The sequence below is a fragment of the uncultured Dialister sp. genome (assembly GCF_900541605.1).
Taxonomy (GTDB): Bacteria; Bacillota; Negativicutes; order Veillonellales; family Dialisteraceae; genus Dialister.
In genome coordinates this window covers 1-25,401 of the sequence record NZ_UQKJ01000018.1, presented here as the reverse complement: position 1 = coordinate 25,401, position 25,401 = coordinate 1, and the positions used below count along the sequence as shown (strand labels likewise).

General features: G+C 52.3%; 19 protein-coding genes and 1 pseudogene. 16 read left to right on the top strand and 4 right to left on the bottom strand.

The annotated features are described in order from the left end of the window. Nucleotides 1-642: 642 nt before the first annotated feature. The 9 genes and pseudogenes from rpiB (at nt 643) to pheT (ending at nt 12,300) form a co-directional block, all read left to right on the top strand. Complete coding sequence (gene rpiB / locus QZR21_RS02575) at nt 643-1,095, top strand: ribose 5-phosphate isomerase B (protein ID WP_296095958.1); 453 nt, start codon at nt 643-645, stop codon at nt 1,093-1,095. Then, nucleotides 1,088-1,642: a TIGR01440 family protein gene (locus QZR21_RS02570; RefSeq protein WP_296095961.1), complete on the top strand. Its 555-nt coding sequence runs from the start codon at nt 1,088-1,090 to the stop codon at nt 1,640-1,642. The genes rpiB and QZR21_RS02570 overlap by 8 nt, the downstream gene beginning before the upstream one ends. A gap of 283 nt (nt 1,643-1,925) precedes the next feature. Continuing rightward, nucleotides 1,926-3,164, top strand: coding sequence for a serine hydroxymethyltransferase (gene glyA, locus QZR21_RS02565; protein WP_296095964.1), 1,239 nt, complete (start codon nt 1,926-1,928; stop codon nt 3,162-3,164). Nucleotides 3,165-3,600: 436 nt separating this feature from the next. Beyond that, the gene (locus QZR21_RS02560) at nt 3,601-4,707 is read left to right on the top strand and encodes an efflux RND transporter periplasmic adaptor subunit (RefSeq protein WP_296095967.1); all 1,107 of its coding nucleotides are present in this window, start codon (nt 3,601-3,603) and stop codon (nt 4,705-4,707) included. Further along, a complete protein-coding gene (locus QZR21_RS02555) occupies nt 4,707-5,420 on the top strand; it encodes an ABC transporter ATP-binding protein (RefSeq protein WP_296095970.1) in 714 nt (237 codons plus the stop codon). The genes QZR21_RS02560 and QZR21_RS02555 overlap by 1 nt, the downstream gene beginning before the upstream one ends. Beyond that, nucleotides 5,417-6,632: pseudogene (locus QZR21_RS02550) on the top strand (ABC transporter permease). The gene QZR21_RS02555 and the pseudogene QZR21_RS02550 overlap by 4 nt, the downstream one beginning before the upstream one ends. Before the next feature lie 390 nt (nt 6,633-7,022). Then, on the top strand, nt 7,023-8,159 hold the full coding sequence (locus QZR21_RS02545; protein ID WP_296095972.1) for an acyl-CoA dehydrogenase family protein: 1,137 nt from the start codon (nt 7,023-7,025) through the stop codon (nt 8,157-8,159). Between the two features lie 636 nt (nt 8,160-8,795). Next, complete coding sequence (pheS, locus tag QZR21_RS02540; protein WP_296096092.1) at nt 8,796-9,809, top strand: phenylalanine--tRNA ligase subunit alpha; 1,014 nt, start codon at nt 8,796-8,798, stop codon at nt 9,807-9,809. Between the two features lie 19 nt (nt 9,810-9,828). After that, nucleotides 9,829-12,300 (top strand): phenylalanine--tRNA ligase subunit beta, encoded by a 2,472-nt coding sequence (pheT, locus tag QZR21_RS02535; protein ID WP_296095974.1) that lies wholly within the window; start codon nt 9,829-9,831, stop codon nt 12,298-12,300. 354 nt (nt 12,301-12,654) lie between these two features. Here pheT and QZR21_RS02530 read toward each other — a convergent pair whose 3' ends face one another. Further along, on the bottom strand, nt 12,655-13,149 hold the full coding sequence (locus QZR21_RS02530; protein WP_296095977.1) for an S-adenosylmethionine decarboxylase family protein: 495 nt from the start codon (nt 13,147-13,149) through the stop codon (nt 12,655-12,657). A 280-nt stretch (nt 13,150-13,429) separates the two neighbouring features. Between QZR21_RS02530 and argR the strand changes: the two genes are divergently transcribed. Further along, nucleotides 13,430-13,885, top strand: coding sequence for an arginine repressor (gene argR / locus QZR21_RS02525; protein WP_296095980.1), 456 nt, complete (start codon nt 13,430-13,432; stop codon nt 13,883-13,885). 12 nt (nt 13,886-13,897) lie between these two features. Continuing rightward, complete coding sequence (gene recN / locus QZR21_RS02520) at nt 13,898-15,562, top strand: DNA repair protein RecN (protein WP_296095983.1); 1,665 nt, start codon at nt 13,898-13,900, stop codon at nt 15,560-15,562. A gap of 369 nt (nt 15,563-15,931) precedes the next feature. Here recN and QZR21_RS02515 read toward each other — a convergent pair whose 3' ends face one another. After that, nucleotides 15,932-17,698, bottom strand: coding sequence for a DUF4127 family protein (locus QZR21_RS02515; RefSeq protein WP_296095986.1), 1,767 nt, complete (start codon nt 17,696-17,698; stop codon nt 15,932-15,934). Between the two features lie 286 nt (nt 17,699-17,984). On the opposite strand from QZR21_RS02515, the gene QZR21_RS02510 reads away from it, so the two are divergent. Next, complete coding sequence (locus tag QZR21_RS02510; RefSeq protein ID WP_296095988.1) at nt 17,985-19,184, top strand: hypothetical protein; 1,200 nt, start codon at nt 17,985-17,987, stop codon at nt 19,182-19,184. Beyond that, nucleotides 19,181-20,554 carry a glycosyl hydrolase family 18 protein gene (locus tag QZR21_RS02505; protein WP_296095992.1) on the top strand — a complete coding sequence of 458 codons (1,374 nt, stop codon included), beginning with the start codon at nt 19,181-19,183 and terminating at the stop codon, nt 20,552-20,554. The genes QZR21_RS02510 and QZR21_RS02505 overlap by 4 nt, the downstream gene beginning before the upstream one ends. A gap of 253 nt (nt 20,555-20,807) precedes the next feature. Here QZR21_RS02505 and QZR21_RS02500 read toward each other — a convergent pair whose 3' ends face one another. After that, the gene (locus QZR21_RS02500) at nt 20,808-21,431 is read right to left on the bottom strand and encodes an HD-GYP domain-containing protein (protein ID WP_296095995.1); all 624 of its coding nucleotides are present in this window, start codon (nt 21,429-21,431) and stop codon (nt 20,808-20,810) included. Nucleotides 21,432-21,497: 66 nt separating this feature from the next. Beyond that, entirely contained in the window at nt 21,498-21,752 is a 255-nt protein-coding gene (locus QZR21_RS02495) for a GNAT family N-acetyltransferase (RefSeq protein WP_296095998.1), read from the bottom strand. A 283-nt stretch (nt 21,753-22,035) separates the two neighbouring features. On the opposite strand from QZR21_RS02495, the gene QZR21_RS02490 reads away from it, so the two are divergent. From QZR21_RS02490 to rny, 3 genes are all read left to right on the top strand, one after another. After that, nucleotides 22,036-22,734: an MBL fold metallo-hydrolase gene (locus tag QZR21_RS02490; RefSeq protein WP_296096000.1), complete on the top strand. Its 699-nt coding sequence runs from the start codon at nt 22,036-22,038 to the stop codon at nt 22,732-22,734. Beyond that, complete coding sequence (locus QZR21_RS02485; RefSeq protein WP_296096002.1) at nt 22,734-23,036, top strand: hypothetical protein; 303 nt, start codon at nt 22,734-22,736, stop codon at nt 23,034-23,036. The genes QZR21_RS02490 and QZR21_RS02485 overlap by 1 nt, the downstream gene beginning before the upstream one ends. Before the next feature lie 647 nt (nt 23,037-23,683). Beyond that, the gene (gene rny, locus QZR21_RS02480; protein ID WP_296973589.1) at nt 23,684-25,258 is read left to right on the top strand and encodes a ribonuclease Y; all 1,575 of its coding nucleotides are present in this window, start codon (nt 23,684-23,686) and stop codon (nt 25,256-25,258) included. The last annotated feature ends 143 nt before the right edge of the window (nt 25,259-25,401 follow it).

Sequence of the window (25,401 nt, the reverse complement as noted above, 5' to 3'; positions counted from 1 at the left end):
GCTAACCTCCGTCGCCTGACGGCGCCACCTCCTTCCCGAGGAAGGAGGCTAACGATCAGCGGCTCCGCCGCGATAGGAATCCTAACGACACTACCCCAAAAACGTGTGATTGACTCAGCACAAGGCTCCTTCCTCGGGGAAGCAAGCGAACTGCATTCGTAGGGAGCCGCAGGCGACTGAGAATGCAGTGAGACGCTTTCCCAGCGAAGTCGGGCAGGAGCTGCCCACGGGGCTGAGGTTAGCTGATGGATTCGGCCCAAAGGGCCTGATTTTCCTTAACCATCTGACTCTACCCCTATAACGTCATTTCGAGCGGTGGTAAGCGTCGTAGTGGGTCTGTCTTTAAAAATCGCTACAGCTTCGAGGAGTCGAGAAATCTCCCAGCTAAATGACTATGACGGTCTTACAACCCTGGAAGATATCGATTCTACCGGAAGCGCCGGCTTTATGAAACACGATAGCGGCTTCGCCGCAGAGACGATAGATGATAGACGATAGATGGAAGAGAGTCAGCCTGCGGTGCATCCAACAGCTAACCTCCGTCGCCTGACGGCGCCACCTCCTTCCTTTACATCCCCTCATTCTGTGATGTATACTGATTTTGTACGAAAGTATCGTTGGTAAAGGAAAGGACGGAGCACTATGAAAATTGCCATTGCCAGTGACCACGGCGGATTTGAGCTGAAGGAATCCCTGAAGAAACATCTGGACGAAGAAAAAATCGAATACATTGACTGCGGTACCGATTCTACGGAGTCCTGCGATTATCCGGACTTTGCGGAAAAAGCCTGCCGCCTGGTGCAGAAGGGGGAGGTCACCTACGGTGTCCTCATCTGCGGTACCGGTATCGGTATGGAAATTGCAGCAAACAAAATGAGAGGTATCCGGGCCGCTCTCTGTGGGGATACGTTCTCCGCCCATTTCACCAGGGCCCACAACGATGCCAATGTGATCACCATGGGCGCCCGGGTCATCGGGCCGGGGCTGGCGGAATTCATTCTGGACGAATTCCTGAAGACCCCCTTTGAAGGAGGCCGGCACGCCCGGAGAATCGGTAAAATTGCAAAAATAGAGGAAGCGGAATCTCATGTATGAAGATTTGAAAAAAGAGGCGGCAGCAGCCTTTGAAGAACTGCTGGATACCGCCCATTTCAGAGAAGGAAGTCTTCTCGTCATCGGTGGTTCTTCCAGTGAAATCCGGGGCGGGAAAATCGGGAAGGACAGTTCCTACGAAGTGGGGACGGCGGTAGTGGAGACCCTTATGGACCTGGCGGCAAAGCACCATCTCCGCCTGGCCTTCCAGTGCTGTGAACACCTGAACCGGGCCCTCATCGTGGAACGGGAAACCATGGAAAAATACGGATACCAGGAAGTTACCGTGGTGCCCTGGCTCCATGGCGGCGGCGCCTTTGCCACCAACGCCTACTACCACTTCAAAGACCCCGTGGCGGTGGAGGAAATCCGGGCCGATGGGGGCCTGGATATCGGCCTTACCATGATCGGTATGCACCTGAAGCGGGTGGCCGTGCCCATCCACCTTACCCATAACCGGATCGGCGAAGCCATCGTTACCGGTGCCCGTACCCGTCCGCCCCTTATCGGTGGGGAACGGGCCCATTACCATCGGGAAGAGGGAAAGTAATATTTCCCGGCCCTGTCCATTTGGGCTCACCTGTGGTATACTAAATGCATTGATGGTTTTCCAGGTTTATACAGACTCAAAGAAGAGGTTCATTATTTCTACGAAATCAGTGGAATAGTGGACCTCTTTTGTATATAATGGATACATATACATCATGACAGCCACTAATAGGGTGACATTAAAAATGGGTCGATGGTCTGAAGTATTTCAGGTATCGAATATAAGGGAGTTTTGGCACCGCCCTGAGGGCAGGGCCCGTTGTGCAGGAAGGGAGTTTATTTGTATGAACCATTTAAAAGATGACAAAGCTGTTTATGACGCCATTCAGGAAGAACTGAACCGGCAGAGAAACAAACTGGAAATGATTGCTTCCGAAAATATTGTGAGCTACGCTGTCATGGAAGCCCAGGGAAGCGTACTGACCAATAAATACGCCGAAGGGTATCCGGGAAAGAGATACTACGGCGGCTGCGAATTTGTGGATAAAGTAGAACAGCTGGCCATTGATCGGGCAAAAGAACTTTTTGGCGCTGACCATGTAAACGTACAGCCCCATTCCGGATCCCAGGCAAACTTCGCCGTATACTACGGCCTCCTGAAACCGGGAGATACCATGATGGGCATGAACCTCACCGATGGGGGCCACCTGTCCCACGGCAGCCCCGTCAATATTTCCGGCAACTACTTCAACGTCGTTCCCTATGGCGTTCGCAAGGATGATGAACTCCTGGACTACGAAGCCATGGAAAAGACGGCCAAAGAAGTCCATCCGAAACTGATCATCGGCGGCACCAGTGCCTATTCCAGAATCATTGATTTTGAACGGATGGCAGCCATTGCCCATGAAGTGGGAGCCCTCTTCATGGTGGATATGGCCCACTTCGCAGGCCTCGTGGCAGGCGGAGAATATCCGAGCCCCGTGCCCTACGCGGATATCGTGACCACCACCACCCACAAGACCCTCCGCGGTCCCCGTGGCGGCATTATCATGTGCAAAGAGAAGTATGCCAAAGCCATCGATAAGGCCGTATTCCCGGGCATGCAGGGCGGCCCCCTCATGCACGTCATCGCTGCCAAGGCCGTAGCCTTCGGCGAAGACCTGTCCGATGATTTCAAACAGTATGCAAAACAGATCAAAAAGAACGAAAAAGTCCTGTCCGATGAACTGCAGAAACAGGGCATCCGCGTCGTTTCCGGCGGCACCGATACCCATGTACTCCTGGCCGACATGAAAGCCATCGGCATCACCGGCAAGGTAGCCCAGAACGTGCTCGATGAAATCGGCATCACCGCCAACCGGAACACCATTCCCTTCGAAACCCTGTCCCCCTTCGTTACCAGCGGTATCCGCCTCGGTTCCCCGGCACTCACCACCAGGGGCCTGAAGGAAGATGACTTCAAGGAAATCGCAGACATCATCGCTTCCGTAGTGAAGAATCCGGAAGACGCTGCCATCAAGGCAGACTGCGCAAAGAGAGTAGCAGCCCTCTGCAAGAAGTATCCCCTCTATGAAGACCTGTAAGAGATGAATCAAAAGAGCCATGACCCCGGTCATGGCTCTTTTTTTGTTGGAAAGTGCAGTGGCCCAAAAGGGATGTATGGGGCTAAGGGTTGTGGGTGAACGTCGCTGCGCTTGTTCACCGGGTTGTGGGCGCTTCGCGCCGGGGGCATAAGGTGGATCCGCCGCCAAAGGCGGCCATAGAACCTTATGCCCCCGCTGCGCCAAGACGACAGCCTTGGCATGCAGCCACAACCCGGTTGGCGAGCGCAGCGATGCCAACCCACAACCTTTAGCCCCATTCACCCCTTTGGGCCGCCACCCCACGCACTTGGTCCCTGCACCATCCTCCCCGCTATATTTATTGTTAATAACTATTCTTAGGAACTCCACGGCGTGATATAATAAATGCAATCCAAAGGGAGATTGGATTTGTTCAGCCACAAAGGAGGCTATTATATTGGGAAAACATAAGGCTCTTATAGCCCTGATTATCATAATCATCATTGCCTGCGGCGGAGGCTGGTACTGGTACAGCCACACCCACCAGACAAAGAAGGACAATTACACCCTGGGTACCGTAGGGAGGGATAATATTGCCCTCACCATTGACGCCACCGGTACCATTGAGCCCGATAACAGTGTCGACCTTTCCGCCACCGCATCGGGCACCCTGGAAAAGGTGTACGTGAAGCAGAATGAAAAAGTAACGAAGGGGGAAGTCCTGGCCACCATCGAATCCAAGGCCCTGACGTCCACCATGAAGCAGACCCAGAATACCCTGGAAAATAAGGAATCCTACTATGAACGTCTGAATTCCCTGTACCAGCAGGGGGCCATTTCTTACCAGACCATGGATAATGCCCGCCTGGATTACCTGAATGCCCAGGCTGCCTATGACAAAGCCCAGGCCGACGTCAATGATACGGTCATCACATCCCCCATGGATGGCACGGTCATTGGGGAACCCATGAAGGAAGGGGAGACTGTGTCCCAGGGCCTGTCCAGCCAGATGGTCATCGTGAGTGTGGCAGACCTGTCTACCATGCGTATCGAACTTCTGGTGGATGAAACGGATATCGGCGAAGTGAAAGTGGGGCAGGGCGTCGAATTTACGGTAGACGCTTACCCGAACAAGACCTTCCACGGTATTGTCACCAATATTTCCAAGAAACAGTATTCCTCCAGCTCCTCTTCCAGCTCCAGCAGCTCCTCCTCCAGCTCCGTCGTTTACTACACGGTGTATGTGGAAATCAATAAGGATGAGCTGGACGGCCTTTACCCGTCCATGACTGCCCGGGCTACCATCAAAGGCCGGGAAAGCGATAACGCCCTCGTCATTCCGGTGACCGCCGTCAGAAGCGATACGGAAGGTTCCTACGTCTATGAAAAAGACGGGGACGGCGTGAAGAAGACCTATATCACCACCGGCATCACCACGGACAAGGAAGTGGAAGTGCTGGATGGCCTGAAAGAGGGCAGTGAAATCGTAGTCAGCGGCACCGTTTCTTCTGAAAAGTCCACGCCCACCAATAAGAACAACCGTGGCGGCCCGGGACCCATGTAATGATGGGATCTGAAGAAAAAAGTTCCGTAGTCATCAGGCTGCGGGGCATCGGCAAGAGTTACTACATCGGCAAAGAAGAAGTGCCGGTGCTGACTCATATCGACCTGGACATCCACAAGGGAGAATTTGTATCCATCATGGGGCCTTCCGGTGCCGGGAAGTCCACGCTGATGAATATCCTGGGATGTCTGGACCGTCCCACAAGGGGCTCCTACGAGCTCGACGGCCATGAAGTGGCCAACCTTTCGGACAGCGAACTGGCCTACACGAGAAACAGGAAAATCGGCTTCGTATTCCAGAGCTTCAACCTGCTGCCCCGGCTGTCGGCCCTGGATAACGTGATCCTTCCCATGATTTATGGGAACCTTTACAAGAATGAACGGAAAGAAAGGGCCACGAAGATGCTGGAGTCCGTGGGCCTCGGCGACCGCATCCACCATATGCCCGCAGAAATGTCCGGCGGCCAGCGGCAGCGGGTGGCTATTGCCCGGGCCCTCATCAATAACCCCGCCATCATTATGGCCGATGAACCGACAGGAAACCTGGACAGCAAGTCCACCAGGGAAGTGATGGAAATCTTTTCCCGTCTCTATCAAGAGGGAAAGACCATTATCCTCGTTACCCATGAAATCGACGTGGCCGGCTATGCATCCCGCCATGTCATCCTGTCCGACGGCCATATCAGCAAAGACATAAGGGGGCCGCTGCCATGACAAATATTTATTTCGAAAGCGTCCTCATGGCCTGGGGCTCCATTGTGAGCAACAAAATGCGGTCCCTGCTCACCATGCTGGGCATCATTATCGGCGTGGCCGCCGTGATTGCCCTCATGTCCATCGGCTACGGGGTGCAGAACAAGATTGAAAGCAATATTTCCAGTCTCGGCTCCAATACCATCACCGTCACCCCCCGGCACCGGCCGTAAGCCCGGTGTCCGTCCGGCGGCCGGTTCCATGCAGACTCTGACCTACAAGGATTACCTGGCCATCAAAAACCTGCCCAATATTTCCTTTGCGGCCCCCCTCGTCAATACGAGCTACCTCATCGTGAACGGCAATAAGAACTGGACCACCCGGATCTATGGCTGCACCAGGGACTATGCCACCCTCTCCAGCCTTGACGTGGCGGAAGGCCGGTTCTGGACAGAAAAGGAATACAATAACCGTTCCCGGGTCTGCGTCATCGGGAAAACCGTGGCCACGAACCTCTTCGGCGATGAATCGCCGGTGGGGCAGAAAGTCCGCATTCACGGAGACCCCTTCACGGTAATCGGGGTACTGGACGAAAAGGGCTACTCCTTCATGGACCAGGACGACCGGATCCTCATTCCCTTCACCACGGTCCAGGAACGGATGCTTCACATTACCTACGTGAATAACGTGGTCATCTCCGCAGATAAAGCCGATGACCTCACCCAGATCGAATCCGACGTGACGAACCTCCTCCGTACCCGCCACCGCATCCAGACGGGGAAGGAAGACGATTTCTCCATCCAGAATTCGCAGGAAATCATGGAAACCATGAAATCCACCACCCAGACCCTCACCATATTCCTGGGCAGCATCGCTGCCATTTCCCTTCTGGTCGGCGGTATCGGCATCATGAATATCATGCTCGTCTCCGTCACGGAAAGAACCAGGGAAATCGGTATCCGCAAAGCCCTGGGAGCCACGTACTCCATGATTGTGGTACAGTTCCTCATTGAGTCCGTCACCGTCAGCGTGGCGGGGGGCCTCATCGGGGTCATCCTTGGCATCGGTATTTCCAAGGTCATTCCCCACGTGAGCACCTTGACTACCGTCCTCTCGGTGACGCCGATCCTGGGTTCCTTCCTCTTCTCCGTATTCATCGGCCTCGTCTTCGGCCTCTACCCCGCCCAGAAAGCGGCAAAGCTGAACCCGATCGACGCGCTGCATTACGAATAATAGAGCGGCGGTCCAGCTGGTGAAGGGGGCGTAAAGGTTGTGGGTTGGCATCGCTGGCGCTCGCCAACCGGGTTGTGGCTTCAACATCGCTGCGCTCGTTGAAGCGGGGGCTGTTGGTGGATTTGCCGCCTGCGGCGGCTGTCTGAACAATGGCGGCGAAGCCGTATAGGCACCTTATGCCCCCGGTGCGAAGCACCCACCACCCGGTGAACGAAGCGATGTTCACCCACAACCTTCAGTCCCATTTACCTGTATGGGTGAAATAGCTGGCAAACCATATTTTCCTTTTCCAACCGGTGGTCATCCACCGGTTTTTTTGGTATAATAAAGAAGATAATGTACAGCCATCAGACAGACCGCAGGGTCGTTATTACTGTAAGAGGGACGAACATGGATTTTAATTTGACAGAACAGCAGAAAGAACTGGTAGCCCTGGCACGGGATATTGCACAGAAAGAAATTGCACCCAGAGCTTTGGATATTGATAAAAGCGGCATTATGGATGAAGAACTGCTCCACATCCTGAAACAATCCGGCATGACCCAGCTGTCGGTGCCGAAGGAATACGGCGGCGCGGGCCTGGAGCTTCTGACGGTGGCCCTCATTGCCGAAGAACTGGCCAAAGGATGCGCCGGTGTGGCCACCGTGTGCGCAGCGAATTCCCTGGCCTCTTTCCCGGTGCTCATTGCAGGGAACGATGAACAGAAGAAATCCTACTTTGACTGCCTGAACCGGGGCGGCATGTCCTGCTTTGCCCTGACCGAACCGGGAGCCGGTTCCGATGCCGGCGCCGTTTCCTGCCGGGCAAAGAAAGTGGACGGCGGCCACCTCCTGAACGGCACCAAGTGCTTCATCACCAACGCCCCCATTGCCGACAAAATTACCCTCTTCGCCAATACCAGGGAATCCGGCGGCATCCGGGGCCTCACCGTATTTATCGTAGATCGGAATACCAAAGGCCTTTCCATCGGCAAAGAAGAAGACAAGATGGGTATCCGCGCCTCCGCTACGTCGGAAATCATCTTTGACGACTGCTTCATCCCCGCCGAATGCCGGGTAGGCCGGGAAGGCATGGGCTTCCGCATCGCCATGGAAACCCTGCAGAAATCCCGCCCCGTAGTCGGTGCCATTTCCGTAGGTATCGCCCAGGCAGCCCTGGAAAACGCCATCCACTACGCCCACCAGAGAAAACAGTTCGGCCAGAAAATCGCTTCCTTCGAAATGGTACAGGAAATGATCGCCGACATGGTCATGAAGACAGAAGCCGCCAGAGCCCTCGTCCATAAAGCCTGCATCATGCAGATGACCGGCGATAAAAAGGCACCCCTCTTCTCCGCCATGTCCAAATGCTTCGCCTCCGACGCAGCCATGGAAGTCACCACCACCGCAGTCCAGGTCATGGGCGGCAACGGCTACTCCCGGGAAAACCCGAACGAAAAATACATGCGGGATGCAAAAATCATGCAGATCTACGAAGGTACAAACCAGGTCCAGCGGCTCGTCATCGCCAATGCGGCCATTTATTAAGAAACCGGAAAAACGGCGCTTCGGCGCCGTTTTTTGGTGGGCTCAACACTCGCCCACGAGCCTGAACAGCTCAATGCCTTCATCCGTTCGCACGTTCACTCAGCAACCTGTTCATTCGCCCATTGACAAATAGCTATGGAGATTTTAAAATAGTCCTATACACGAAGCGATGAGGAAGAAAGAGCTCTCACGTGATTCTTCGCAGGGATCCGGCGATAGTGGAACACCGGAAAGAATCGGGATGGCTTAGTTCACTTCTGAGCTGCCGGCTGAACGGAGTAGGTCGGACGCAGGGCTGCGTTATGGCTTTTGAGTACAAATCAGGGTGGTACCGCGGATATGACTTCGCCCCTTCGGGGCGGGGTCTTTTTTTGTGGTTATTCTGAAATCAGAAAGTCATGGGGTCTTGTAGAATATACAGGAGGTACAGTAATGGACAATAAGTTGGATGAGCTGAAGGCGAAAGCCCAGGAAATGCTTGACATCTGCAATGATGACAGTAAGAAGCAGGAAGCCTATGAAAAGGTGAAGGGAAAACTGGCGGGCTTCCTGAATGATATGAAGAAGCTGGACGGCGATGACAGGAAGGCGCTGGACGGACTGGCTGACGAAGTACGGAATAAGATCGTTTCCTTTATGAAGGTGGACCTGGATTCCCTGGAGAAGGATGCAAAGGAAAAAATCGCAGCCTCCATGGATGAAAAGAGCCTGCAGGATACCCGGGTCTTTTTCCTGGGCAAGAAAGGCAAGCTCACCGCTATCCTCCGGGGCATGAAGGATCTCTCCGCTGCCCAGCGGCCGGTAATCGGTGCCATGGCAAACCAGGTCCGGAGCGACGTGGAAGAAGCCCTTACTGCCAAGATGGAGGAACTGAAGGCGAAACGGCTGGAAGAAAAGATTAAACACGAAACCGTAGATATCACTCTTCCTGCCCGGCACCAGAAGATCGGCCATCTCCATCCCCTGGACAAGGCGCTTCGGGAAATCATGAAGTCCTTCGTCCGCATGGGCTATTCCGTAGAAGAGGGGCCGGAAATCGAACAGGATTACTACAATTTCGAATGCCTGAACCTGCCGAAGGACCATCCGGCCCGGGATATGCAGGATTCCTTCTACATTACGCCGGATATTCTTCTCCGCACCCATACATCTCCGGTACAGGCGAGAACTCTCCGGAAGCATACACCCAATTCTCCAATCCGCATGATTGCCCCGGGCAAGGTGTTCCGCTGGGATAACGATGCCACCCATTCTCCCGTATTCCACCAGGTCGAAGGTCTCGTAGTGGATAAGGGCATCAGCTTTGCAGACCTCAAGGGGACCCTGGAAATCTTCCTGAAGGACCTTTTTGGCTCCGACACGAAGATCCGTTTCCGGGCCAGCTATTTCCCCTTCACCGAACCGTCGGCGGAAGTAGATATTTCCTTTGCTGCCCGGACCGGTGAGGAAGACGGGGATCCGGACTGGCTGGAAATCCTGGGCTGCGGCATGGTTCATCCCATGGTGCTGAAGCTCAATGGCTATGATCCGGAAAAAGTAAGCGGCTTTGCTTTCGGCATGGGTATCGAACGTATCGCCATGCTGCTTTATGGAATTGACGATCTCCGCAATTTCTTTGAAAATGACGTACGGTTCCTGAAGCAGTTCTAATGGAAGGGAGATTACATAGATGAACGTATCATTGAAATGGTTAAGCACCTTAGTGGATATTAAAGGAATGGATCCCGACGACATGGCGGAAACGCTGACGGTGGACGGAATCCCTGTAGAGCATGTGATTCGCCCCGGCAGCGGCATCAAAGGCGTGGTGACCGGGAAGATTCTTTCCGTAGAAAAGCACCCGGACGCAGACCACCTGCTGGTATGCCAGCTGGATGTGGGAGAAGAGGAACCGGTGCAGATCGTCACCAGCGCTTCCAACGTGAAGGTGGGTCAGATCGTTCCCTGCGCCCTTCACGGTGCCCATGTACCGGCGGCCCACGATAATAAGGCACCCGGCGGACTCCGGTTCGGGGATATTAAAATCAAGGCCGGCAAACTTCGGGGCGTGAAGTCTGCAGGCATGATGTGTTCTCTGGGCGAACTGGGGATGGATGATAATCTGTTCCCAAGCCTCAATAAAGAGGGCATCCTCATTCTTCCGGAGAATACACCGGTGGGAGAGGATATCCATAAGCTCTACGATCTGGACGATGTGGTCTATGAAATGGAACTCACCGCAAACCGGGCAGACTGCTTCAGCATGATCGGCATGGCTTTGGAAACCGGTGCTATTTTCCGGAAAAAAGTAAGTCTTCCGGAAATTGCGGTGAAAGAAGAGGGGGCTCCTATTGAAGGAAGGGCTTCTGTCCATATAGAAAATCCGAAATTCTGCAAACGGTTCTGCGGCCGTCTCCTGGAAAATGTAAAAATCGGCCGGTCTCCGGAATGGATTGAAAACCGTCTCCGCAGCAATGGGATCCGTCCTATTAATAATGTAGTAGATGCTGCGAATTATGTGATGCTGGAAATCGGACAGCCCCTCCATACCTATGACTATGACAAGGTGGCCGGCCACTCCCTGACCTGCCGGTTTGCCCATGAAGGGGAAACCATTGTCACACTGGACGGACAGAAACGGGACCTCACACCGGCGGACCTGGTCATTGCGGATGGCGATGATAAAGCAGCCTGCGTAGCCGGCGTCATGGGTGGCTTGGATTCTGAAGTTACCAATGAAACGAAGAATGTTTTCCTGGAAGCGGCAGTCTTTGATTCCGCTTCTATCCGCAGGACATCCCGCCGCCTGGGCCTCCGGAGTGAAGCTTCCGGCCGCTATGAAAAGGGGATCAACCCCGCCCGCAGTGAAATGGCCATCAACCGCATCTGCCAGCTTCTGGAAGAGGAAGGCGCTGCTGCCACGGCCAAGGGCATGCTTGATGAATACCCGGTAAAGGCAGAGCCCCAGGTCATCAAAACTACGGTGGACCGGATCAATGACTATATCGGCATCCATATGCCCAAGGAGCAGATGATCCGGATCCTGGAAGATCTCTATTTCAAGGTGGAAGAGGATAATGGAACCCTGACAGTGACGGTACCGGAATTCCGGCTGGACCTGGACGGCATGCCGGACCTGGCAGAAGAAGTGGCACGGGTCTATGGATACAAGAATATCCCCATCACCACCCCCTGGAGCGCCATCGCCAAGGGTACCATGTCCAAAGAGCAGGATGCCATTTTCCGGGTGACCGATGCCCTGGTGGCTGACGGCCTGTCAGAAGTGGTGAACTACAGCTTCATGGACAAGAAGGACCTGGAAAAGCTGAATTTCCCCTGGGGTCACAAGGTGTATAACGCTATCCCCATTATGAACCCCATTTCCGAAGAATATCCGGATATGCGGACAACCCTCCTGCCGGGACTTATGCACACCCTGGTGTACAACCTGTCCCAGAAGAATGAGGAAGTGGCGATTTTCGAATCGGGCCATGTATACCAGCCAAAGGAACTGCCCCTGACAGAGCTGCCCTATGAATACGAACTGTTCTCCGGTCTCCTCTGCGGCAGTCCTGAAGAAGCGGGATATCCGAACAAAGGAAGAAAATATGATTTCTTCGACGTGAAAGCCATTATGGAAGACGTACTCGCTGCCCTGGGCGTCCGGGACTATGATATCCGCCGGTCCGCATACCCCGTATTCCACCCCGGCATTTCTGCGGACTTCGTAAAAGACGGCAAGGTACTCATGTCCTTCGGCCAGATTCATCCGGCAGTTACCGATAAATGGGATATTAAGAAGGAAATCTACGGTTTCGTTATTTTCATGCCTCATATCCTGAAGCTCATGGATGAAACCATCGACTACACAAGAATTCCGAAATTCCCGGCTTCGTCCCGGGACCTGTCCCTCCTGGTACCGGCAAAGTTCACGAACGATGAAGTGGAAGACATTATCCGCAAGGCTGGCGGCAAACATCTGGAACTGCTCCGCCTCTTCGATCTCTATCAGGGCGAACAGGTGAAGGAAGGCTATAAGAGCATGGCCTACAATCTCACATTCCGCGCTGAAGACCGTACACTCACCGATAAGGAAGTGGACAGCTGGATCGATAAGATCGTGAAGGCACTGGATAAAGAAGGCATTACGCTGAGAGCGTAAGCTGTGAAACAGGGACCTGACGGTTCGGGCTGCGGCCTTTGATTAAGAAAGAATATACATTTGGCGGCGCACTGATTACGGTGCGCCGCCTTTTGATTGCCATCATTAGCAGGTTCTCTTTCCACAAGAGATCTGCCCAACGGGCTGAGGATTCTGACGGAAGTACCACAGGATTATCGGCTTTCCTGACAGCAGGCCGGTCCTGCCCGTTCATCCGCTCACTTATCCATCCGTCACTTGGCCCGCATAGCCTGTCCTGCTCGAGGCTCAATGCTCAAGGCCGCTGTCCGTCTGCATAGGGTTGGCTATATAAAAAACGCCGTGAAAGAAGATCTTTCACGGCGTTTGTCATTCTTACTCCGGTCCCAGGGTATCCCGTTTTTCATTTTTATGACGCATGTAATTGGCTACTTTCTGACCGGCTGTTTTCATCTGGTTTCTCGTATTCTTGAACTTATGGAGCGTAGTGGATTTAGACTTGATATTTGGCTTCATGTCCGGGTTGATGTTGCCCCGCTTTACAGAGGTGGCCCGGATTTTTTCCGGATGCAGGGAAGCCCGGAGTACCGCCATGGTGCGGGCGGGTTTCAGGTCCTGGTCGAAGCTGTAGATATCCACGGCCGCATAGCCCAGTTTCGGGTAGGCATGGATGCAGATGTGGGATTTCGGACCGTAGGCAGCTGCAATGATTTCTTCTTCTCCGTCCAGATAGAAGGTATCGTTCACGGCCATACCGATTTTTTCGGCGGCATCGTGGATGGCTTCCTGCACTTTTCGGGGGGACTCCATGTTGTCGGAGTCACAGTTATAACAGTCAATGAGTAAATGTTTTCCTATATAGTTATCCATATCATATATCCCTCTTTGCGTTTTCTATTTTCCTCATTATAACAGAGTTCCCCTTTTTATGCATTATTTTTAATGCAATCCATTTGCACAAATTTTTCTTTTTGCCGATCATGCTGAATAAATAATCGAATAAATGCAAAAATCTGCCTTTTAATTGAATAATATTTATCTTTATGCAGAAAATCAATTGACCAATCGGCGGAAATGCTATAGAATTGAGAAAATATACAATGATTTTATTCCAATTATGCATATGTATCTTTCGAAAAGGAGCAGTTTTATGAAGCGTTATAGAGTCATGAAAATTAAGGAAATCATCCAGAACCAGGTCATTGAGACCCAGGAAGAGCTGGCAGAGGCTCTCCGGAAGGAAGGAATTGCCGTAACCCAGGCCACGGTGTCCCGGGATATCAAGGATCTCATGCTCATTAAGATTCCCTACAAGAATGGCCATTATCGGTATGCCCTGTCCAATGAGAAGCAGAGTGTCATGTCCAAGAGCCACACGGCTATCCTTTTCCAGGAGGCGGTGGTGAAGATCGATTCTGCCATGAACATGGTGGTACTCCATACGATTCCGGGCTCTGCATCTTCCGTGGCTTTCGCCATTGACCATTCCAAGTATGATGTGATCATCGGCACTCTGGCAGGGGATGATACGGTTCTCATCATTCTGAAGACACCGGAGGATGTGCCGGTGCTTCTTGAACGGATCCAGGGCATGCTGAAGTCCTGATGAGGGGGAGCCATGCTGCAAAGTCTGCATATCGTTAATTTTGCCATCATAGAGGATACGGTCATAGAGTTTGGCCCTGGAGTTACCGTTTTCACCGGCGAGACAGGAGCGGGGAAATCCATCCTCATCGATGCCCTCGCCGTGCTGACGGGGCGCAGGGCGAGGACGGACCTCATCCGTACGGGTGCCGATTTCTTCAAGGTAGAAGGAGTCTTCTATGCCGACCGGAAAACGGTGGAAGAACTTCGGGAAGAAGGGCTGGAGGGAGAAGGTAGCCAGGTGATTCTCTCCCGGAAGCTGAACCGTTCCGGAAGGGGACTGTGCACCATCAACGGCAATTTCTGTACCGTGAAGCAGCTGCAGAAACTGGGGAAGAAACTGGTTCGTCTCCATGAACAGAATGATAATATGGAGCTCCTGTCCATACCTTTCTGTGAACGGATGGTAGATTCCGGCACTGAGGAAGCAGCTGAGGCTTATCAGTCTTATCGGGAATCCTACAGGGAATGGAAGAAACTGAAGGATGCCCTGGAAGATTACAAGGAACGGAAACAGGAGCGGGAGCGGCGGCTCGATATCCTGGACTGGGAACTGAACCAGATCCGTTCCGCCGGTCTCCAGGAAGGGGAGGACGAGGAAGTGGAGAAGAAGCTCCGGGTCCTCCAGAATCATGAAAAGATTATCCGTTCCATCCATAATGCCCTGGATACCATCACCGCCGATGGGGGACCCCAGGATGCCATGGCGGAGGCGGACAGGGAACTGTCCACCGCTGCCCGATATGATGATACCCTGGGCCCGGTGCTGGAGTCCATTCGCAGTGCTTCCTTTGCCCTGGAAGATGCCATCGGCAGTATGGAAGAGTACCTTTCTACCAGCGATTTCTCGGAAGAAGACCTGGCGGCCCTGCAGGACCGGAATGAGGTGATCCAGGAACTGAAACGGAAATACGGTCCGGAGCTTGCCGACGTTCTTTCCTATGCGGAAAAGGCCCAGAAAGAATATGATTCCCTGAAGGAAGTTATCTACGACAATAAAGCACTGCAGAAGAACTATGAGGACCTCACGGAAACGCTCATGAAGAAGGCGGAGGTTCTCAGCAGCGCTCGTCTCAAATCTTCGGAAATCATCCTGAAAAAGGTAGTAGCTTCCCTGAAGGATATGGGCATGGAAAATGCAAGGATGAAACTGCACCTGATGCCCCAGAAGACACCGCTTCCCAATGGAGCGGCGGAAATGGAATTTTACTTTTCCGCCAATCCCGGGGAGCCTCTCCGGAGCATGAAAGATACTGCTTCCGGTGGTGAAATTTCCCGTATCGCCCTTGCCATTGAAATGGTGATTTCCAACCTTCTCCGGCAGCAGACCCTTATATTCGATGAAATTGACGTGGGTATCAGCGGAAAAGTGGGTCTCCAGGTGGCCAGGAAGATCGCGCTCCTGTCCCATTCCATCCAGGTCCTCTGTATTACCCATCTGCCCCAGACGGCCTGTGCCGCAGACAGGCACTACAAGATTGTGAAGACCGTGTCTAACGGTCGGACAGCGACGAAGGCGGTGCTCCTGGATTCGGAGGAACATCTGAAGGATATCGCTCTCATGATTTCCGGCAGTGATTCGTCGGAAAGCGCCTTGAAATCGGCGGTGGAAATGAAGAAAAAGGTAAAAGGAGAATAAGAAAACGCCATGAAAAGGATGACCTTTTCATGGCGTTTTTTACGTATGGGTGAATGTCGTGCAAAAGGGGACGTATGTGGCTAAATATACGTTCGTATGTATGGAGGATTCGTAAAGGTTGTGGCTTTCATTTCTCTGTGCCCGTCAACCGGGTTCCGGCGCTGTGCTTATAAGGAAAGGGGACATTATTGTTGGCCTTCGGCCAGGGGCTCTGACTCTGTTAAATCTCTGCCTGAAAGCAAGGTGAAAGCTTAAGAAAGAAAATATATAATTCTTCTTTGAGCCCAGGCGTCAGCCTGAGCCCTGACGAAGTCACAGCCATGCCGCAGGCAGAGCCCCGGCCGTAGGCCGCAGCCCGGCGAAGCCCTTTTACTTATTGATTACAATCGTTGAGATGTCACCGCTGTCATCGGGGGCTGTGTCGATTCCCCGGTCAGCCGGTGCGGGCTGTCCATCCGAAGCGGCAGGAGCTGCCGGCTGGCCGGCTTTCTTTCTGGCTTCCGCTTCGGCCTTTGCTTTGGCTTCTGCCTCGGCTTTTGCCTTTTCTTCAGCGATTCTCTGCTGTTCTGCCCGGGTGAGGTATACGGTATATTTCGGTTTTGTTGAAACGAGGGCGTTGATTTCAAAGAGCCGGTTCCAGGGGAAATCGGCGGAAACGGTAGCCGGATTCAGCCCCATTTTCTTCTTGGCGAATTCCTGGACTTCCGCAATCATTTCCTGTTTGATGGCAGGGGTGGGGGTGGTACCGTTTGTTTCCAGTTCTGTCATGCGGGCGATATTTTTCCGCACGTTGGCCTGGTAGGCCCAGTTATCGATATACTGCTCGGTGAGCATGTTCTTATGGTCCTCTGCTGACATATTGGGGGCCAGGATGGCCTGGGCGATAGCATAGCCGATGGTGTTGGATGCCGTATTCCAGCCGTTGTAGGCGGCCACTTTATAGAGGAGATCATCCTTGACCATGAGGTTCATGAGGGTGTTGTCGGAGCCGTTGGCAAAGTACACGTCTACCATGGATACGGGGATACCCCGGCCGATGACATTTTTCACTTCATTCATGAAATCCGTGGTGCTCTGTTTCATCATGCCGAAGTTGCTGAACTGACCCGATTCGCCGGTGGAGGCGATAGGGGTATTCACGGCCAGTACGATGTCCGGTACGTTTTTGCCGGCCATGACACCGCCCACAGCAGCAATATGTTCGCTGATGGTTTTCCCGATAGGCTGGTTTTCATAGCTGGGGACCGTATTTTCTGCCCGGCCCAGGGGATAAATGACAGAGAAGGCAGGCTTCAGGTGATGGCTGTCATCATGATACCGGGCAATGAGAAGCAGTGCCAGCTGGTCGGCGCCGGGGAAGGAACCGTACCGGCTTTCTGGCAGTCCTTTGGCATCTGCCGCAAGGTACCGGGATTCCAAAGTGGACTGGGAGTTTTTGCTGTTGTCGTCATGGCCTTCACTGTAATAGGCAAAAACGCCGCTTTTCGTATCCTTAATGAGCATGCGGTTGATGGTATTGTTCTTTGTGCGCCGTTTGAACCAGTCCTGCAGGTATTCGGAAGGGATAGAAAGCTTCAGGGACAGGAGTTCTGCCGTTTCATCGGGTGTGATTTTCCCGGCATCCATCTTGTCCTGGAGTCCGGAGAGCCGGTAGAGGTCATTGCCGTACTTGCTGTAGTAGTAGGGTTCCACGCCACCGCTGGAAGCATAGGGAGTCCGCATGATGGTGCCGAATCCGTAAATGGGAATCTTCGGATACTGGGCATGGAGGGCACGAATCCTGTTTTCCCGGGCCATGAGGGTGGTAAGAGGTTCGTTGTGCTTCCGGGAATCCACGAGGCCACCATAAATGAGGGTATCTGTAGAAAGAACTGCCGCATCGGCGCGGACCATATTCTGTTCGACCCACCGCCAGATGAGGTCCGGACTGCCACGGAAATTTTTCCCGGAAAGGTAGGCCCTTGGCGGCGTGAGCACCGTATAACCGGCTCTTTCTGCCGTATTCACCGTATAGTCAAGGCTCACGGGCCGGTCGTCCTGGGGAACAAGAAGAATGGTGCTGGCAAAGGCGGTGGAGCCAAAGGCCGAAAGGCAGGCCGCCATGGCCAGAACGCAGATTTTTTTGTAAAAACGCAATGGTATCCCTCCCATTATGATTCAGAAACAGTGTTTTACGGACTGTCCCTTTATTTCAATAATCTTTATTATATCATACCCGGGAATTGGGCTAAAGGCAGCAGGGAAACTTCGTTTCCCTGGCTGCTGGCCGTCAGCGGCCGGGAAGGCTGGACTACCTTTAGTCCCATTTCTGGATATGGGCAAGCATTGGGTCATATATGTCGTGTATGTCCCCTTGTGATACACAGGGAACTGCTGATACAATAGTACTGTTTAAAGAATTTATGACCAGGACCGGTGACATATGGAAATACGAAAGAATACGGATACCCGAATCATGGCAGGGGAGCTCTGGAAGAAGTTCCTCCTGTCCGCTGTGGCGGAAGATATGCTGATGGGAGAAGTGGCAGACCATCTTTACCTGTCGGATATGGATTTCAAATCCCTTTCACAGAAGGGGGAAGACTACCTTATTTCCTCGGTGACAGAGACCGCCTTCGGGGACCTTGTGGATGAGGCGGCCTATAATCTTTCTGAAAGGGCCGGCGACTACCGTCCCTGGTCGGACCTGTCCCGGTATATGGGGGAAGAAGAAATAGGGGATGCCCTGTTTGACAGGATATCATCCCGCATCACCCGCCATTCGCCGGAGGAAATTATGGATAACCCCTATTTCCGTCATGTCCGTGTGGAAGGAAAGACGATGGCCCATCATCTGGCGCTTACAGTGAACGATTATCTTCCCGGCGAATTTGTCCAGACTTACCATGAAGGATTTTCGGAGGAAGATCCTTTCCGGGCCCAGACGGCAGGATTCTTTGACGGAAAGGTGACGTTTCCTGTACTTCTGGAAAATGGGGAAGTATGGATGAGCCTGGTACTGAGTGAAATTGAATCCATGAGAGAACCCATCCGGCGGGCCAGGGGCCGGGTCATTACCTATGGACTGGGCCTGGGGTACTATGCATTCATGGCATCGGAAAAAAATGGGGTGGAGTCGGTAACGGTGGTGGAACTGAATCCCCATGTCATAGCCCTTTTTAAGGAAAAAATCCTGCCCTGGTTCCCCCATGGCGATAAAATTCATATTGTCTCCGGCGATGCGCTCAGCTATGTGGATGCCCAGGAGGATGGAGCCTTTGATTATGGATTCAGTGATTTCTGGGCCGGAATCCATGATGGCCTTCTGCTGTACATGGATTTCATGCCCCGCACCGCCCGGTTCAGGAAGACCTTGCATGATTACTGGATTGAAAATTATGTGGCCGAATATTATTTCCGCCCGGCCCTTATGGAAATGATGGCCGGAGAGGTGCTGGGGAGGACTGTCCGGATTCCGGGGTATCCCAGGAAGGAGAGAAAGGTCATGGACCGATTCCTTCGATTCCTTGCCCGGGAGCCCGGTGTGCTGGAAAGGGGACAGGATATGATGGCCCTTCTGGAAACGAAGAATCTCGTCTCCATGATGCGCCGGTTTGCTGTGAAAGAAGGGAATCATAATTGATTAAAAAAGTAGCGGCAGCCCTATTGGCAATGATGGCACTATGGCCGGCGGTTTCTGCCGCATCCCCGGTAACCGTAAAGCTTAAAGGCGATGGGCTGAAAGATTTCTCCGCCTATGAAATGGATGGTTCCTTTTACACGGCGCCGGTGGTGCTGACGAAGGGAAATCGCTGGAAAGTCACCTGGGACTCCGATAAGCTCTATGTGCTGGTTACGCCAAAGGGGATGACATCGGAAGAAAGGGTGGAAATTCCCTATACGGAAATCAATGGGGGAAAGTACGTGGATTTCTCCTATTTCAGTGAACCGGCAGGGTTGACTTATATCTATAAAGACAAGAAAAAAGAATTATCGGTGCAGAAAATCAAATCCGGAAAGGTCCGGAAGGAGAAGAAGGAAAACACCATGGATCTTTCCCGGCGGCCACTGGTGCTCTGGGATGTAAATTTTTCGTATCCCATGGAATCAGGGGGATTTGAAAACCTTTCGGGAAACCACATCCTGTCCCCTTCTATCGGAAGCTATGAGGATATGGAGAAAGGCACCTGTAAATGGAACTTTTCCTATCTGAAACAGGCAAAGGACCATGGACTTTCCGTGATGCCCCTCATCCATAATGATTTTGAAGTGAAAAAGACGGCATCCTTCATGAGGGACCAGAAGCGGCAGGACCATGTCATTTCCACTATGACGGCAGTGGGTGAAGTATATGGTCTCTATGGGTACAATATGGATTTTGAAAATATGGACCCAAAGGATAGGGACCTCTACACCTCATTCATGGGAAAACTTTCTCGGCCCCTCCATGAAAACAGTATGAAACTCACCGCCGACATTACAGTTTATAATGCCGGTTCCCCCACCTGGAGTCTCTGTTACGACCGGGAAGCCCTTTCAGCATACTGTGATTATGAAATCATCATGGGCTATGATGAAACGCCTCGTACCAGTAAATATGCGGGATCCGTATCTTCCTATTCCTGGCTCGATAAGAATATTCCCATTCTCACGGCCATGGTGCCGCCGGAAAAGCTTATTCTTGGCCTGCCTTTTTACACTCGCATTTATTCCGGAAATCCGGGCTATATGACGTCGAAAACCCTGGCTATGAAAGATGAGGACAGCCTTCTCCGACGGACCCACGCAAAGCCGGTATGGCAGCCCGATGCCCGGCAGTATACCCTGACCTGGCGGGAACGGGGTATCCTTCACCGGGTTTACCTGGAAGAAGAAAAGTCCCTCTCCGCCAAGGTGCAGCTTCTTTCCAGATATAATCTGGCCGGCCTTGCCTTCTGGAGGCATGGGTTTGAGACGAGTGATGTTTACGAGAAAATGGAAGGGAAAGGAGAGAAAAAAGTGGCTGAGGGGTAATGCCCTGCGGGCAAGGTGGCTCAGGGGGAATGGCCTTTGGCCAAGGGGGCGGTGTGCCGCGTCAATTCGTAAAGCGGCACGAGTTTGATATTCTGCGGCGTAAGCCGCTAAATTAAACTCTGCGGCGCCATATGAATTGTGCGCCGCACCTTCCCCTCGGGCGAAGACCGTTCCCCTTGAGCCACTTCGCCGTCAGGCGTTACCCTTCAGCACCTTTTTACAGGTAAAAAAAAGACACCGGTTGGTGTCTTTTTTATCTTGGAATCGTATTGCTGTGGAACAGGACCTTCAGAAAAGCGGAAACCACTTCCGGATCGAAGAGGATGCCGGACCCTGTCATAATGTCCCTGGAAACTTCAGAAGTCGTTTTTGTCTTGAAGTCGGGAGCGGAATAAATGGTGTCATCGTAGTAGGTGACGACTGAGATGATTCGTGCTCCCAGGGGAATATTTACATTTTTCAGGTGCTTCGGATAGCCCGTGCCATCCCAGCGCTCGTGGTGGCATCGGATGTAGGGAAGCAGGTCCTGGCAGCCCGGTACAGATTCCAGCATATTGGCCCCAAGTTCCGGGTGCTTTTTATAGAGGGAAAGTTCCCGCCTCGAAAGGTAAGGGACTTTGGAAAGAATCTGGTTGGGAATCGAAAGAAGGCCGATGTCATGGAGCAGGCCGGCATACCGGATCAGGGTGATCTCATTGGCCGGGAGCCGCATGTAAACGGCAGTGGCGCCGGCATAATTGGAGACCCGCACCGAGTGTTCATAGAGTTCTTTGGATTTCAGACGCAGTAATTCCGTAAAATGGCTGGTAATCATATCGAGTGTATTTTGTGTATCCTGGAATGTGCCAGGACTTTGAAAGAGTGATGAACTGTACATATTACTCCTATCCGAGCACGAATAAAAAAGCAGCCCTGAGGCTGCTTGAATGGGTCAAAGGAGCCTTCAGATTTTGATTTTATTCCGTTTCAGCCAGGCCGTCATGTAAGAGCAGTCCGATTTCATGGGATAGTGGTTCTCGGATACCCAGTCATAAAAGGCTTTGGCCAGCCTGGCAGCGATTCCCTGTCCCGAAAGGGCGTCGGGAACAATGGTATGAAGCACGGTAACCACACCGTCTTTATCTTCATATTCCAGATAAGCGGTTCCTTCAGGATATTCAATTTCAAATCGATGGGTCTTTGTGTTGTGTGTAATCATGATGTACCTCGTAAAAATATACAATGCTATTTTACCTATTCTTCCCGGAAAGGTCAAAGGAATATATATTTGGGGATAATCAGTTTGGGGGCAGGGAAAGGTGGCCGCAGGCTATTCTCCTTGAGCCGCCTTGCCGCAGGCATTCCCCTTCAGCCACTTTCTACCTCATATGCTATAATCATTATACAGTGTCTCCGACAAAGACACAGTAAAGGTAAAATTTATAAGACCATCATAAAATTATATTTCACAAATATCAGTTCGAGGGACAGGGGAGAGCAGTATGAAACCGGTTATTTATTTTCTTCATCACAGTGGGTTCTTGGTGGAAATGGAATCTATGATTCTCGTATTTGACTACTACATGGATCCGGCGGGACAGGTAGAAAAACTCATGAAATCCACGGATAAGCCTTTCTACTTCTTTGCCAGCCATGTACACGGGGATCATTTCAATCCGGCCATTGCCCGTTTTGAGAACAGAACCCGGAGGTATTTTATCCATCGGGACTGCCGGCTGCTTCTTAGGGATTCATCTCTCATCCACTCCATGGACGTGGGGGATACGGTGACAGAAGGGGGCATTACGATTCATATGTACGGGTCCACCGACGCCGGCGGCTCTTTCATGGTGGAAGCTGGGGGACTTACCATTTTTCATGCCGGTGACCTGAACTGGTGGCACTGGGCAGGAGAAGAAGATGGGGATAATCGGGATGCCCGGGATGCGTTTTTTGTGGAATTGTCGAAAATCCGGGAAAAGAAGGTGGACATCGCTTTTATTCCTGTGGATGCCAGGCAGCAGGTGGCCCGTGAATGGGGTGTAAAGCAGTACCTTTCCCATTTCACGGCATCCCTTCTCGTACCCATGCATGCCTTCGGACAGCGCTGGAGTCCGTCCTATGAATTCCGCTGGCTCTATCCGGACCAGGATGTCTGGATTCCCCGGGAAGATGGAGACAGTTATGGAGGAGATGCCTGATGTCCATGACCTGGGTCTACATTACGCTCCTCCTCCTGTTGGGAGGATTCGTGCTGCAGATGATGCCGCTCCTCATTTATTTTCCGGCTGTACTGATTGTGAATCTTCTGATTTTTGGTATCGGTACGTACCTGATCCGTCGGGATGGACGGGTGGAAAACAGGCAGAACATTCTTTTTCTTGCGGGGCTGACGGTAATTAATATTCTGACAGCCCTGGATATCCTTTCCTACTATATGTCCTGGGCCGCTTTTCTGGCCCTCCTGGTCTGGTCCTTTTTCGGTGGAGGACGGGGGAAATAGGGGTTCGCCGGGCAGTGTACGGCGGTTATGGCCCAAGGTGCGGCGTACCGTTTATAGAGCGCCGAGGCAAAGGCACAGGATGGATTTGATTTGCTGCGAGCCGCTGACCGGTCTGGTTTCTGTCATCTGACAGTCTGATATCTATCATCCGGAAAATGGACCGCCGAATATCCCCAATCCGTGATTTCCCTTGAGCCCAGACGATGGCCTTTGCCTCGACTGTCAGTCCGCAGCGCCATGGCAGGCCCAATTCCAATACATTCTCTTGACAATAAAATGTAAAGATTTTAGAATGGAATCAGATGCTGGACCAAGTGAACATTCCTTTCACGGATTGATTCTGATTTATATAATAAAGGAAGCTGATTCCTTCGCATATTCCGATTTCCTTTGGCTGCAGCCCCTTTGTAGGGACATGCCTGTACGGGCATGCCGGCGGGCTGCTGGAGGATGGAATGAAATTATAACGACGGTATAGCTGTATCCCGGGCTTTTTCCATCCGGGAGGCTTTCATTGTATTGAACAGAAAAGCTTTCAATCAAAGGAAATCCATCTGCTTCGGCCTTAGCATCTCCTGCCATGGGAGATGCTTTTTTTATAGTATAATCCTGCATAATAACAAAAAAGAAAGAGAGAGGTGAACGATTTGACACTGGATGAAGTTTTACTATACATCATCGTGGGATGCATCATAGCAGCTGCTGTAGGCGCCGGAATCGGTTACATGCTTCGCAAGCGGATTGCGGAAGCAAGAATCGGATCTGCGGAAGAAAAGGCAAAACAGATTGCCGATGATGCCAAGAAACTGCTGGATAATGCATCCAGGGAAGCGGAAACCCTGAAAAAGGAATCCATGGTACAGACCAGGGAAGAAATCCACAAACTTCGGGATGTGGTGGAACAGGAAAACAAGCAGCGCCGGGATGAACTGCAGAAGTATGAGGAACGGCTGGTGCAGAAAGAGAATAACCTGGACTGGAGAAGCGGAAACCTGGAACAGCGGGAATCCCAGCTGGATAAAAAAGAGGGCCAGGTGAAAGCACAGAAGGAAAAGCTGGATGGCCTTTACGAAAAACAGCAGAAAAAGCTGGAGGAAATCTCCCAGCTTTCTACGGAGCAGGCCAAGGATATGATCCTTTCCCGGGTCGATGAAGAACTGACCCATGAAAAGGCAGTCCGTATCCGGAGTGCCCTGGAAGAAGCCAAAAATACGGCAGATACCAAAGCCCGGGAAATCATAGCTTCCGCGATCCAGAGAAATGCGGCGGACACGGTCTCCGAAACCACGGTTTCCGTAGTTTCCCTGCCCAATGAAGAAATGAAGGGCCGCATCATCGGACGGGAAGGCCGGAATATTCGGGCATTGGAAACCCTGACCGGCGTGGATCTCATCATCGATGATACGCCGGAAGCAGTCATCCTGTCCTGCTTTGATCCTATTCGCCGTGAAGTGGCACGGCTGGCGCTGGAAAGCCTCGTCAAAGATGGCCGTATCCATCCGGCCCGGATTGAAGAAGTGGTGGCCAAGACAAAGAAAGATGTGGACAAGGCTATCCGGGAAGCCGGCGAACAGGCTGTCATGGAATGCGGTATCCGCGGCATCCATCCGGACCTTGTTAAAATTCTGGGCCGCCTGAAATATCGGACCAGTTATGGACAGAATGTACTGCAGCACTGCATTGATACTTCCTACTTTGCCGGGATTATGGCCGCTGAAATCGGTGCCAATGTGGATCTGGCCAAACGGGCCGGTCTTCTCCATGATATCGGTAAGGCGGTGGACCGTGAACAGGAAGGTACCCATGTGGAACTGGGCGTAGAACTGGCCCAGAAATACCATGAACCGCCGGAAGTGGTAAACGCCATTGCGTCCCATCACGGCGATACGGAACCGACCTGCGTGGAATCGGTCCTCGTAGCTGCGGCCGATGCCATTTCCGCTGCCCGCCCCGGTGCCCGCAGGGAAACCTTGGAAAACTATATCAAGCGCCTCACCAAACTGGAAGATATTGCGAAATCCTTCCCCGGTGTGGATAACTGCTATGCCATCCAGGCAGGCCGTGAGCTTCGGGTCATCGTGAAACCGGAAAAGATTTCCGAAGACCAGACAACCATCCTGGCCCATGATATTTCCCAGAGAATCGAGAAAGAACTCCAGTATCCGGGACAGGTCAAAGTGGTGGTCATCCGCGAAACAAGGGCAACGGACTTTGCTAAATAAAATGAATTGACCAAAAGCTGTGAAGAAGTGGGAAACCATGGATTCACAGCTTTTTGTGTGGAAAGGCCATTGGTTGGCTGACAGGCCGCCAGGGAAGCACTGATTAAATCGTTGTTCGATTATACTCTTGTATTTTCATGCAA